The organism is Winogradskyella sp. SM1960 (assembly GCF_020179375.1).
Taxonomy (GTDB): domain Bacteria; phylum Bacteroidota; class Bacteroidia; order Flavobacteriales; family Flavobacteriaceae; genus Winogradskyella; species Winogradskyella marina.
The window spans coordinates 356,863-369,397 of sequence record NZ_JAICBG010000004.1; the positions used below are offsets into that span (position 1 = coordinate 356,863).

Annotated in this window: 10 protein-coding genes; 8 read left to right on the plus strand and 2 right to left on the minus strand. The window is 33.2% G+C overall.

From position 1 onward, the window contains the following. Positions 1 to 5 precede the first annotated feature (5 nt). The gene (locus K1X16_RS12270) at positions 6 to 1,304 is read left to right on the plus strand and encodes a dipeptidase (RefSeq protein ID WP_225036505.1); all 1,299 of its coding nucleotides are present in this window, start codon (positions 6 to 8) and stop codon (positions 1,302 to 1,304) included. 69 nt (positions 1,305 to 1,373) lie between these two features. Here the strand turns inward: K1X16_RS12270 and K1X16_RS12275 are convergent, their stop codons facing one another. Further along, positions 1,374 to 3,374 carry a thiamine pyrophosphate-dependent enzyme gene (locus K1X16_RS12275; RefSeq protein ID WP_225036506.1) on the minus strand — a complete coding sequence of 667 codons (2,001 nt, stop codon included), beginning with the start codon at positions 3,372 to 3,374 and terminating at the stop codon, positions 1,374 to 1,376. 235 nt (positions 3,375 to 3,609) lie between these two features. On the opposite strand from K1X16_RS12275, the gene K1X16_RS12280 reads away from it, so the two are divergent. The 5 genes from K1X16_RS12280 (at position 3,610) to K1X16_RS12300 (ending at position 7,724) form a co-directional block, all read left to right on the plus strand. Beyond that, positions 3,610 to 4,560 carry an isopenicillin N synthase family dioxygenase gene (locus K1X16_RS12280; RefSeq protein WP_195871920.1) on the plus strand — a complete coding sequence of 317 codons (951 nt, stop codon included), beginning with the start codon at positions 3,610 to 3,612 and terminating at the stop codon, positions 4,558 to 4,560. 93 nt (positions 4,561 to 4,653) lie between these two features. Continuing rightward, positions 4,654 to 4,983, plus strand: coding sequence for a translation initiation factor (locus K1X16_RS12285; protein ID WP_225036507.1), 330 nt, complete (start codon positions 4,654 to 4,656; stop codon positions 4,981 to 4,983). 5 nt (positions 4,984 to 4,988) lie between these two features. After that, complete coding sequence (locus K1X16_RS12290) at positions 4,989 to 5,930, plus strand: DUF1835 domain-containing protein (protein WP_195871922.1); 942 nt, start codon at positions 4,989 to 4,991, stop codon at positions 5,928 to 5,930. Further along, positions 5,920 to 6,792 carry a nucleoside phosphorylase gene (locus K1X16_RS12295; protein ID WP_225036508.1) on the plus strand — a complete coding sequence of 291 codons (873 nt, stop codon included), beginning with the start codon at positions 5,920 to 5,922 and terminating at the stop codon, positions 6,790 to 6,792. Before K1X16_RS12290 ends, K1X16_RS12295 begins: the two co-directional genes overlap by 11 nt. Positions 6,793 to 6,869: 77 nt before the next feature. Beyond that, the gene (locus K1X16_RS12300; RefSeq protein ID WP_225036509.1) at positions 6,870 to 7,724 is read left to right on the plus strand and encodes a substrate-binding domain-containing protein; all 855 of its coding nucleotides are present in this window, start codon (positions 6,870 to 6,872) and stop codon (positions 7,722 to 7,724) included. A gap of 338 nt (positions 7,725 to 8,062) precedes the next feature. Here the strand turns inward: K1X16_RS12300 and K1X16_RS12305 are convergent, their stop codons facing one another. Next, positions 8,063 to 8,734, minus strand: a complete 672-nt coding sequence (locus tag K1X16_RS12305; RefSeq protein ID WP_225036510.1) for a uracil-DNA glycosylase — start codon at positions 8,732 to 8,734, stop codon at positions 8,063 to 8,065. A gap of 56 nt (positions 8,735 to 8,790) precedes the next feature. Between K1X16_RS12305 and K1X16_RS12310 the strand changes: the two genes are divergently transcribed. Next, entirely contained in the window at positions 8,791 to 10,284 is a 1,494-nt protein-coding gene (locus tag K1X16_RS12310; RefSeq protein ID WP_225036511.1) for a YfcC family protein, read from the plus strand. 47 nt (positions 10,285 to 10,331) lie between these two features. Next, a complete protein-coding gene (locus K1X16_RS12315; protein WP_225036513.1) occupies positions 10,332 to 12,500 on the plus strand; it encodes an endonuclease MutS2 in 2,169 nt (722 codons plus the stop codon). The last annotated feature ends 35 nt before the right edge of the window (positions 12,501 to 12,535 follow it).

The window sequence follows — 12,535 nt, forward strand, 5'->3', positions numbered from 1 at the left end:
CAATCATGTACAAAAAATCTATATTATATTTTAGTTTAATACTTATGATAAACACGAGTTGCAAATCAGAACCTTCAAAAAAAGATGACCTCTTAACTAATGCCCAAGCGATACATGAACGTGTGATAACATTGGATACACATTGCGATATCAATGTGAAAAATTTTACAGACTCACTTAATTACACGCAAGATTTAGACACACAAATTACCTTACCAAAAATGAAAGCTGGTGGTTTAGATGTGGCATGGTTCATTGTTTATACAGGTCAAGACTCATTAACTGAAGCTGGATATAAAAAAGCCTATGACAACGCAATGTCTAAATTTAATGCCATCCATAACTTAGTGAATGAGTATGCACCGAACGAAATAGAACTAGCGGTAACGTCTGCTGATGTGAAACAGATACATGCAAAAGGTAAAAAAGTAGCTATGATTGGAATAGAAAACGGCTATCCTATAGGATTAGATGTTAGCAATGTTGAGAAATTTTATAATCTTGGTGCGCGATATATGTCATTATCTCACAATGGACACAGTCAGCTTTGTGATAGTAATACTGGAGAAGAAGACGATGTTTGGTTACATAATGGACTAAGTGATTTAGGAAAAGAAGTTGTTACAGAAATGAATCGTGTTGGTATGATGATCGATGTTTCTCACCCTTCAAAAGAAGCGATGAAACAAATGGTAGCATTGAGTAAGGCACCAATAATTGCATCGCACTCTTCTGCAAGAGCCTTGTGCAATCATAGTAGAAATTTAGATGATGAACAATTAGGCTGGTTAAAAGAAAATGGAGGTGTTGTACAGACGGTCGCTTTTAAGTCGTATTTGAATACCGAAAAACAAAACGCTCATAATGACGCTATGGAAGCGATACGAAACAAAGTAATAGATTCTTTAGATATTACATGGTACAATAGGAGTGCCTTTAGAGCGTTAGATGAAATATCTCAAAAAGAATTTTTAGAAAACAGGAAAACTGTTATGGATATTACTAAAGAAAAAATAAATCAAATAGAAGATTTTCCAGCAGCAGTAAATGTTATTGATTTTGTAAACCATATCGATTATCTCGTTGAAAAAATAGGCATTGACCATGTTGGTATCAGTAGCGATTTTGATGGTGGTGGCGGAATCGAAGGTTGGTCTGATGCTTCAGAAACCTTTAATGTAACTTTAGAATTGGTAAAACGTGGTTATACAGAAGCCCAAATTGAACAACTTTGGAGTGGTAACTTATTGCGTGTATTAGATGATGTAGAAGCCATAGCAAAAAAGATTCAGGTAGAAAGTTAATTCCTTTATGCTATTTAAAATATAAGAGCCAGCAAATTTGCTGGCTCTTATATTATATATACTTTGCTTCTAGTATCTTAAAAGTTCTAATAAAGCCGCTTCAAACTTCCCTTTAGCCATATATTGCTCTTCTAATTGCCCAATAAACGGTATAGGTGTTTCCATACTCGCTACACGCTTTACTGGCGCATCTAAATATTCAAAACAGTTTTCCATTAACATTGCAGAAAGATCGCTAGCAATTCCGCCAAATAAAGAGTCTTCTTGAAGTATAATAGCGCGTCCTGTCTTTTTAACGGAATTAATAATAGTTTCCTTGTCTAAAGGTTGAAGTGTTCTCAAATCTATGACATCAGCCGAAATATTAGGATTTTTTTCTAAAGTATTTAAAGCCCAATGAACTCCAGATCCATAGGTAATAATCGTAACAGCGTCACCTTCTTTTAAAACGGCGGCTTTTCCAAAAGGAATCGTAAAATAATCGGTAGGTACATCTTGTCGAATACTACGATACAAAGCCTTGTGTTCAAAGAACAACACAGGATTAGGATCATTTATTGCTGTTGCTAATAAGCCTTTGGCATCATAAGGAAATGCCGGATACACCACTTTTAAGCCTGGTGTTTTAGTAAACCATGCTTCATTAGTTTGTGAGTGAAATGGCCCTGCAGCCACTCCACCACCACATGGCATTCTCACCACCACATCAGCTTCTTGTTGCCATCTGTAATGCGATTTTGCTAAATAATTCACTACAGGATTAAAGCCTGATGTTACAAAATCTGCAAATTGCATTTCTACAACCGATTTTATACCTGAGATAGATAGTCCCATAGCTGTTTCAACAATTGCCGATTCACAAATTGGTGTATTTCTAACGCGATCTTTTCCAAATTCCTCTACAAAGCCTTCTGTGATTTTAAAAACTCCACCATATTCTGCAATGTCTTGTCCCATAATTACAAGATCTTTATGCTTCTGCATGGATTGTTTTAAACCTTCAGAAATAGCGTCGATTAAGCGTAATTCTTTTGTGTTTTTATTTGGTGTATGGTGCTTATATTCAAATGATTTGTATACGTCATCTAATTCCGTAGTTTCATTAGGTATTATATCTGGTTCGGCATTGGCTGTGTCTAAAGCGGCATCAATTTCAGATTTAATTTCAGCATTATAAACCTCATCAATTTGTGCGGTTAAAATCTTTTTACTGAATAGAAAACTTCTGAAATTTTTAATAGGATCTTTTGTTTCCCATTCATCCATCAACTCTTGAGGTACATATTTTGTCCCACTAGCTTCTTCATGTCCTCGACGTCTAAAGGTTTTGAACTCTATTAAAATAGGACGTGGTCTTTTTCTAATACTTTCAGCTAATTTTTGAACTTTCGTATAGGTTTCAATAATATTATTGCCGTCTAAAATAAAAGACTCAATGCCATAACCTTTACCTCTATCTGCAATATGCTTACAATTGTACTGTTCATTTGTAGGAGTTGACAATCCGTAGCCATTATTTTCTACACAAAATATAACAGGTAAACTCCAAACAGAAGCCACATTAAGAGCCTCATGAAAATCGCCTTCACTCGTTCCGCCTTCACCAGAAAAAACAGCTGTAAGATTTCCGTTTTTCTTTAAAAGATTCCCCAAAGCTATACCATCTGCAACTCCTAATTGCGGACCCAAATGCGATATCATGCCTACAATATTGTATTCTTGAGTCCCAAAATGAAAAGAACGATCTCTACCTTTAGTAAACCCACTAGCCTTTCCTTGCCATTGACAAAATAAGCGATCTAAGGGAATCTCACGTGTCGTAAAAACACCAAGATTTCTATGCATTGGAAGAATATATTCGCTCGGTTTTAATGCCATAGTGACACCAACAGAAATGGCTTCTTGACCAATTCCTGAAAACCATTTTGATACTTTTCCTTGACGTAAAAGAATGAGCATTTTCTCTTCAATTAGTCGCGGTTTCAGCATATTATAATAAAGTTCTAATAACGTTCTGTCATTTAAACTTCGCTTATCATAAGCTATGTTACTCTTTGTGATTGTTGGCATGGAATGTTGTTTAAGTAATGTTTTATAGGTTTATGTTGTTGGATTCAAAGGTCACATAAAACATCAAAATTAATCACTTCCTTTTGTAAGAAGGTTTAGATATAGATATTTCAAATGTAAATAAAATTGCTTCAATAATTCAAATTAGACTTCAAATTGTCAATAAATCCTACCTGATTTTTTAGCACTATTATCGTTACATTTGTATATTGACAAAAATTTAAACACAAATCCCATGGATAGAATACCTAGTGTAGATTTAAAGGATTTCATTTCTGAAGATCCTCAGCGAAAACAAAAATTTATAAACGATATAGGAAAAGCTTATGAAGACATTGGTTTTGTAGCTTTAAAAGGACACTTTTTAGATGATACTTTGGTAGATAACTTATATGGTGAAGTAAAGAAATTTTTCGATTTACCATTAGAGGTAAAAGAAAGTTACGAGATTCCAGGAATTGGTGGTCAACGTGGCTATGTCTCTTTTGGTAAAGAAAGCGCAAAAGGAAAGAAAGAAGGCGATTTAAAAGAGTTTTGGCATTTTGGACAATATGTAGAAGATGACGAAGAACGCAGAAAAGAATACCCTGAAAATGTTGAAGTCAAAGAGTTAGATGATTTTAATAAAGTAGGAAAGCAAACCTACCAAATGCTCGAAAAAACAGCGAAGTACGTTTTACGTGCTTTAGCCCTTTATTTAAATTTAGAAGAAACCTATTTTGATAATTATATTCATAATGGAAATTCTATTTTACGACCAATACATTATCCACCAATTACTTCAGAACCTAAAAATGCGGTAAGAGCTGCTGCACATGGAGATATTAACTTAATCACTTTACTAATGGGTGCACAAGGTCGAGGCTTACAAGTGCAACGTAACGATGGCGAATGGATTGATGCAATAGCTGAACCAGATGAACTAATGATTAATGTTGGTGATATGTTATCGCGCCATTCTAACAATAAATTAAAATCTACGATACATCGTGTCATAAATCCACCTCGAGAACTTTGGGGAACATCGCGCTATTCTATGCCGTTTTTTATGCATCCTATCAGCGAAATGAAGTTAGATGTTTTAGAAAGTTGTATCGATGAAGATCATCCAAAACAATTTGAAGACATTACGGCTGGCGAATTTTTAAATGAACGTTTAATAGAGCTAGGACTTATTAAGAAATAGTCCGCAGTTCTCAGTCCACAGTATGCAGTCCATTATCAATACGTGATAGGCTAAAGATTGAAGACTGCCAACTGAAGACTAAAAACTGAAAAAATGGATTTACAAGATCAATTAAAAAACCTCTTTCCAGATCACACTCCAGAATCTACAGATACTACTGAAGATTCAAATGATGGTTTATGGCTGCAAGACGACCCTATAATTTGTAAGTACGAAAAACGAAAAGGAAAACCTATTACTATACTTGAAGGCTATACAGGGGCAACTGAAGATTTTAAGAAATTAGCAAAAGACTTAAAAACAAAGCTTAGTGTTGGTGGCAGTTTTAAAGATGACAGAATAATAATTCAAGGAGATTATAGAGATAAAATTATGACCATATTAAAAGAAAAAGGTTTTAATGTAAAACGTGTTGGAGGTTAATTAATATGGCAAAAAATTGTTTACATATTACAAATGGTAACAACCTCACTGTTTATTTAAGAGATTTAGATTTTAAAGAAGATATTGTAACATGGCAGGAGATGCTTTGTGAAGGCCCAACAATTCCGGCTATCGATTCAAGAGAATTTTTAAAACTTCGTATTGAGTTTTTGAAAGACTATTACGAGATTGAAGTGAATACCAGAGAAATTTTATCAGAATTATCTAAATTAGATGATATTGATGCTTACAGCGAAATAAACCTTTGGTTTGAGTATGATTTGTTTTCTCATATTAACCTAATAGGTGTGATTAATCTTTTGCACCAAAAAGAAATTAATAAACCACTTTATCTTATTTGTAGTGGACGTGTGGCAGGTGAAAAACGCTTAAAAGCTTTAAATGAACTTAATCCGGAACAATTAAAAGCACATTATAAGGATAGAATTCGATTAACAAAAGAAGATATTGATTTAGCAATTGCTATATGGAGAACCTATTGTGGTAAAGACCATAATATTTTAAAGCCATATATTGTTAAAAAGTCGAATTTTAAATATTTGAGTAATTGTTTAAAAGCACATTTAGAACGTTTTCCTAATCAAAAAAGTGGCCTTAGTGTTTTAGAAACCAATATTCTTACCATTGTAAAGGATAATTTTATAAAATCTAAAGGACACCTTTTAGGCTATAGCCTAAATTATCAAGGTTATTATGGTCTTATTGATATACAGCTATCTAGAATTATAGATAAATTAGATGTATTTTTTACTGAAAGTGAAACAGGAATTGTACTTAATAGAAACGGTTATAAAGCATTATTAGAACAAAACAATTTTGCAAAAGAAATACATAATGATATGGTTTATGGAGGTGTAAATCGCTTAGGCTTCCAATTCAATATCAAACAGAATAAACTTATAAAAACGATATTTTATGGCCATTAAAGATTCAGAACTTATATTAAATCCAGACGGTAGTGTTTATCATTTGAATTTAAAACCCGAAAATATATCAGATACCATCATTTTTGTTGGGGATCAAGATCGCGTAGAAAAAATCACAAAACATTTTGATAGTATTGAGTTTAGTACTCAAAAACGTGAATTCAAGACACAGACTGGTTATTATCAAGATAAACGATTAACAGTTATTTCAACAGGAATTGGTCCAGATAACATAGATATTGTTCTAAATGAGCTTGATGCTTTAGTGAATATTAATTTAGAAACTAGAGAGTTAAAAACAGAATTAACAAGTCTTAATATTATTAGAGTTGGTACTTCTGGTTCGTTACAAGATGATATTCCTGTAGACGCATTTTTAATTAGTACACATGCATTAGACATTAATGGAATGCTTCATTTTTATCAAATTGATGGGATTAGCAATCCTGAAATTGAAGATGAATTTATGAAACATACTCATTGGGATAAAAACAAAGCCAGACCCATTGTTATTAATAATAGTAAGTATTTAGAAAAGTATTTCGAAGGAGATAAAATTCACAAAGGCATGACTGGTACAGCTGGTGGTTTTTACGGTCCACAAGGACGTGTGCTACGTTTACCACTGCATGATCCTGATCTTAATTCAAAATTAGACAACTTTAGTTATAAGGATTTTAGAATTACAAATTTTGAAATGGAAACATCTGTAATTTATGGTCTTTCAAAATTATTAGGACACGAAGCCTTGTCTTTAAATGCTATTATTGCCAATAGAGCTAATGGGGATTTTAGTAAAGACCCTAAAAAAGTAGTCGATAAATTAATTTTATATGCTTTAGAGCGTATTGTGAATATTTAATAGTCGAAGTGCTTATTTAATTTAAAAATAAAAAATCTTGTTTAGCAGAAAAGATTCTGAAACAAGTTCAGCATAAAATGAAAAAAGTAAATATAGGTGGTGTCCCAGAACACTTTAATTTAGCGTGGTATTTAACTCTAAAAGATGGTGAATACAAAAACCAAGACATCAATCTAAGATGGCACGATTATTACGGTGGAACAGGTGAAATGAATAAAGCATTGCGTTCTGGTGAAATTGATATGGCGGTAATATTAACCGAAGGTGTTGTTAAAGATATCATTGAAGGTAATCCTTCAAAAATTGTGCAGACATTTGTAGAAACACCTCTAAATTGGGGAATCCATGTAGCTGCAGATTCAGAATTTAAAACAATAAATGATATTAAAGGAGCTAGAGCTGCCATTAGCAGATATGGTTCTGGCTCACATTTAATGGCTTATATCAACGCAAAAAATAATAATTGGAACTTAGAAAAAGACCTTAACTTTGAAGTCATAAAAAATCTTGATGGTGCAATTAAAGGCTTGACAAATGGTGATGCCGACTATTTTATGTGGGAAAAATTCACAACAAAACCTATTGTAGATGATGGTATATTTAGACGTATCGCCAATTTACCATCACCATGGCCTTGTTTTGTAATTGCAGTGAGACAAGAATTTATTGATAATAATGAAGACGATTTAAAAATCATTTTAGATATTATTAATGAAACAACTTCCGACTTTAAATCTATTCCTAGTATCGATAAAACGATAGCAAATCGTTACGAGCAAGAATTAGAAGATGTACAAGAATGGTTATCGTTAACAGAATGGTCGCAAAGTATTATGGATAAAAAGACACTAGATAATGTACAAGAACAACTATATGATTTAAAAATCATTTCTGAAAAAGTAGATTATGCGCAATTAATTCATGAAATATAACTATATCTTAATTAAAAACGTTATAAACAGTATGGCTTTTTAACATTTTAGAAAGGTTAGCTGGTTTATTATTAGGTGGTTGCGTATTTTTAGTTAAAGTGTTTTTAGATATAACTTTCAGAATTTCAAAAATTTAAGTACATTTGTTTATCAACGCTATTTATAACCCAAATAGATAAATATGATTGTTAATATTGTTCTGATTTTATCTTTCTTAGTTGCACTTAACTTTTTATTATTAATCTTTAGTTGTAATAAAACATCTAGGAAGACTGATAATAGAGTGCCACACTTTGCTAAATCAGAACCAAAAGCAATTATAGCAAAAACAAAACCTGCTATAACTGCCAATCAATTACCATCGAACCAACTTGCTCCAACCGGGAGTTAGTTTTACTAAAATGTTTATTTCCAAACCAATACCCTCTATTAGCACTTAATGGAGATGGATGGCCACTTTCTAAAACAATATGTTTAGAGGTGTCAATTAATTTCTTTTTCTTTTTAGCATATCCTCCCCAAAGTAAAAACACAACATTAGTTTTCTCTGCACTAATCGTTTTAATAACAACATCTGTAAATTGTTCCCAACCTTTCTTTTGGTGGCTTCCTGCCTCATGCGCTCTTACCGTTAAGGTGGCATTTAAAAGCAAAACACCTTGATCTGCCCACGGCATTAAATTACCACTTTTAGGATACGGAATGCCTAAATCGTGTTCCATTTCCTTGAATATATTTATTAACGAAGGAGGGTGTTTTATACCATCACTCACAGAAAAACACAAACCATTAGCTTGGCCTTCTCCATGATATGGATCTTGACCAATAATAACCACCTTCACATCGTTAAACGTACAACGGTTAAACGCATTAAAAATATCAGAACCTTTAGGAAAACAGGTATGGTTTTGATATTCTATTTTTACAAATTCAGCTAAATCTTTAAAATAAGGTTTTTCAAATTCAGGGTTCAAGTGGTTTTTCCAACTTTGGTCTATATTTATAGTCATATTTAAAAACAGATTATTTAGTATTAAAACTTAACTTTACCGACAAACAATTCAGAATGAAAACTCTAAAATTCCCTTCTGCTCAGACTATATTATTCATCATTGCAGGCTTAGTTACCCTTCTAACCTGGTTTGTTCCGGCTGGAAAATACGATACATTAAGCTATAATACAGCTACAGACAAATTTACACGTTTAAGCTTAGATGAAGAAATTGTATTACCTGCTTCTCAAGCCACACTTGAGGATTTAAACATTAAAATTCCTATTGAAAAATTTACGAATGGCGATATTTATAAACCCATTAACATTCCTGAGACTTATCAAAAATTAGAAGCGCAACCACAAAGTTTTTACGATTTTGTAAAATCACCTATAAAAGGAATTATTGAAGCAGCAGATATTATTTTCCTAGTGTTAATTATTGGAGGTTTAATAGGCATACTCAACAGTTCTGGTGCTTTTGATGCAGCTATAGGTCAGCTCGCTATAGTTCTAAAAGGTCGGGAATCTTTACTCATTGTTTTAGTCACAACTTTAGTTGCCTTAGGTGGAACCACCTTTGGCTTTGCAGAAGAAACCATTGCCTTCTTCCCTATTTTAATTCCCGTGTTTTTAGCCGCTAAATACGATGCCATGGTTGGTGTAGCTTGTATCTTTTTAGGCTCTGCCATCGGTACGATGTGTTCTACCATAAATCCGTTTTCAACGATTATTGCTAGTGATGCCGCTGGTATCAATTGGACAACCGGTTTATATGGACGTATATTTATGCTGTTTTTATGTTTAACTATTACTATACTCTACATTTTACGCTACGCAAAGCGTGTGAAAAACGATCCAAGTAAATCTCTAATTTATGATCAACGCGATCAAATTGCTAAGTTGTTCACTATGAAAGACAGCAGTCATATTGATTTTAATTGGAGGTTAAAATTAGCCTTATTTGTTTTTACGAGTAGTTTTATTCTTATGATTATAGGTGTATCTGTACTAGATTGGTGGTTTGTTGAAATGACGACGGTGTTTTTAGTTGGTGCGATATTAATAGGTTTTATTATTCAGATTAGTGAAACGGATTTTATTGAAACCTTTGTAAAAGGAGCAAGCGATTTGTTGGGTGTGGCTTTAATTATAGGAATTGCAAGAGGTGTTACCGTATTAATGACAGATGGTTTAATTAGTGATACCTTATTATATTACGCCAGTGATATGACAACAGGCATGAATAAAGGCATTTTTACTAGTGCAATGACCATGATCTATTCAGGATTGTCGTTTTTTATACCAAGTTCTTCAGGAATGGCGGTCTTAACCATGCCAATAATGGCACCTTTAGCAGATACCGTTGGTATTGGCCGTGAGATTGTGGTTAACACCTATCAATATGGTTTAGGCTTGTTTTATCTTATAAATCCTACGGGTTTAATTTTAGCATCGCTTGCGGTTGCTAAAATCAACTTTAGCAAATGGTTAAAATTTATTTTTCCATTATTTATAATTCTAATAATTGTAACCTTAGTCGTTTTAGCGGTGTCTTCATACTTGTAATAGTGTATAATATTTTAAATTTGTAATTCTAAAACGTATTCTTTTACATGATAAACATTCATGAAAAAACCCTAAAAGATCTCGAATTTTTTACGGTTTTAGATCAAATTAGCGCACATACACTTACAGCTTTAGGAAAGGAAGCTGTTTTAGCTATTCTACCGTTTAAAAAGGAAGAGTTGTTGAAACAAGAACTAATACTTGTCAGCGAATATTTATCCTCATTTGAGAATGACAATAGAATACCAAATCACGGCTTTGAAACTATTGCTAAAGAATTAAAACTTCTAAAGATAGAAAACACTTATCTCGAAGTGTCTAGTTTACAAAAGTTAGTGAGCATGTCACTTACGGTAAATTCAATTTTAAAGTTCTTAAAGAAGTTTGAAGAGTATTATCCGCAACTTCAAAAATTCAGTCAGCCAATAGAAATCAACACATCAATCATTGAGCAAGTAGATGCTGTGGTCGATCGTTTTGGAGATATTAAAGATGAAGCTTCTCCGCTACTGTCTAGCTTACGAAAAACGATAAACCAATTAAAGGGTAAAATAAATAGTAGTTTTTCTTCAGCATTAAACACGTATCATAATCTCGAGTACCTAGATGACATTAGAGAGTCTGTGGTAGAAAACAAGCGTGTGCTTGCTGTAAAAGCGATGTATCGTAGAAAAGTTAAAGGAGCGATAATGGGAGGCAGTAAAACAGGAAGCATCGTTTATATTGAACCCGAAACCACACTGCAACACACCAGAGAACTCAACAATTTAGAATACGAAGAGAAAGAAGAGGTTATTAAAATCTTGAAAGAATTAACTGACTATATTCGTGAATTTTCACCACTTCTTCATAACTACCAAGCATTTTTAACGCAAATAGATGTTATTTCTGCCAAAGCAAAATATGCGCAAAACATGAATGCTATTTTGCCAGAATTTTCAAAAGAGCGCAGTATGTATTTGCGCGATGCCTACCATCCACTACTCTATTTAACCAATAAAGAAAAAGGAGAAAAAACATTTCCTCAAACCATTGGCTTAAAAAAAGACAGTAGAATTATAGTCATTTCTGGCCCAAATGCAGGTGGAAAAAGTATTACTTTAAAAACAGTTGGCTTGCTTCAAGTGATGTTGCAAAGTGGTATGTTAATTCCGGTACACGAGCGCAGTTCTGTCTGTTTGTTTGATAGAGTTCTCAGTGATATTGGCGATAATCAATCGATTGAAAATCATCTCAGTACGTATAGTTATCGACTGAAACAGATGAATTACTTTTTAAAAAAATGTAATAATAAAACCTTGTTTTTAATCGATGAATTTGGAACAGGAAGTGACCCAGAATTAGGAGGAGCATTAGCTGAAACATTTTTAGAAGTCTTTTACGAACGTGAAGCCTTCGGAATAATAACTACACATTATTCCAATTTAAAATTACTGGCAAATGAACTGCCTCATATTGAAAATGCCAACATGCTTTTTAATGAACGTACATTAGAACCTATGTACAAACTGGTGGTTGGCCAAGCAGGAAGTTCATTTACCTTTGAAGTGGCGCAGAAAAACGGAATTCCATACAGCTTAATCAACAAATCGAAAAAGAAAATTGAGCGTGGCAAAGTACGATTTGATGCCACTATTGCGAAACTACAAAAAGAACGCAGTAAGCTTGAAAAAACCAAGTTATCACTAAAGGAAAACGAAAAAAAGAAAATCTCTGAAGCCGATAAACTTGAAGAAATCAATGCAAAAGTTCAGAAGAAATTAGAGAACTTTCAAGAATTGTATGATTCTAATCAACGCTTAATTTACTTAGGCCAGAAAGTCAATGACATCTCTGAAAAGTACTTCGAAGATAAAAAGAAGCGTGAATTAATGGCGGAATTATTCCGATTGGTTCAGATTGAGAATTCAAAACGAAAGAAGCTTTCTGCCAAACAAAAACGTGCTGAAAAACATAAAGAACGCCAAGTAAAACAGGAAGCCGAAAAGAAAGTTGAAGTCATCCGTAAGAAGAAAAAAGCGGCTAAGAAAAAAGAAGTCAAAGTAGAAAAACCAAAACCAATACTACGTGTAGGTGACCGCGTACGCATGCACGACGGAAGAGCAATTGGTAGTATAGATTCTATTGAAAAAGGCAAAGCCAATGTTAATTACGGCATGTTTACCACTAACGTTAGCTTAGACCAATTAGAATTGGTAGAAGCTGTAAAAAAGTAAAGTAATATTAGTTTTTGAGACTAATTTAGACACAA

Bases quoted from the DNA above. Each gene is read 5' to 3' on its own strand.
- K1X16_RS12270 (WP_225036505.1), top strand. From the start codon at position 6: ATGTACAAAAAATCTATATTATATTTTAGTTTAATACTTATGATAAAC.
- K1X16_RS12275 (WP_225036506.1), bottom strand. From the start codon at position 3,374: ATGCCAACAATCACAAAGAGTAACATAGCTTATGATAAGCGAAGTTTA.
- K1X16_RS12280 (WP_195871920.1), top strand. From the start codon at position 3,610: ATGGATAGAATACCTAGTGTAGATTTAAAGGATTTCATTTCTGAAGAT.
- K1X16_RS12285 (WP_225036507.1), top strand. From the start codon at position 4,654: ATGGATTTACAAGATCAATTAAAAAACCTCTTTCCAGATCACACTCCA.
- K1X16_RS12290 (WP_195871922.1), top strand. From the start codon at position 4,989: ATGGCAAAAAATTGTTTACATATTACAAATGGTAACAACCTCACTGTT.
- K1X16_RS12295 (WP_225036508.1), top strand. From the start codon at position 5,920: ATGGCCATTAAAGATTCAGAACTTATATTAAATCCAGACGGTAGTGTT.
- K1X16_RS12300 (WP_225036509.1), top strand. From the start codon at position 6,870: ATGAAAAAAGTAAATATAGGTGGTGTCCCAGAACACTTTAATTTAGCG.
- K1X16_RS12305 (WP_225036510.1), bottom strand. From the start codon at position 8,734: ATGACTATAAATATAGACCAAAGTTGGAAAAACCACTTGAACCCTGAA.
- K1X16_RS12310 (WP_225036511.1), top strand. From the start codon at position 8,791: ATGAAAACTCTAAAATTCCCTTCTGCTCAGACTATATTATTCATCATT.
- K1X16_RS12315 (WP_225036513.1), top strand. From the start codon at position 10,332: ATGATAAACATTCATGAAAAAACCCTAAAAGATCTCGAATTTTTTACG.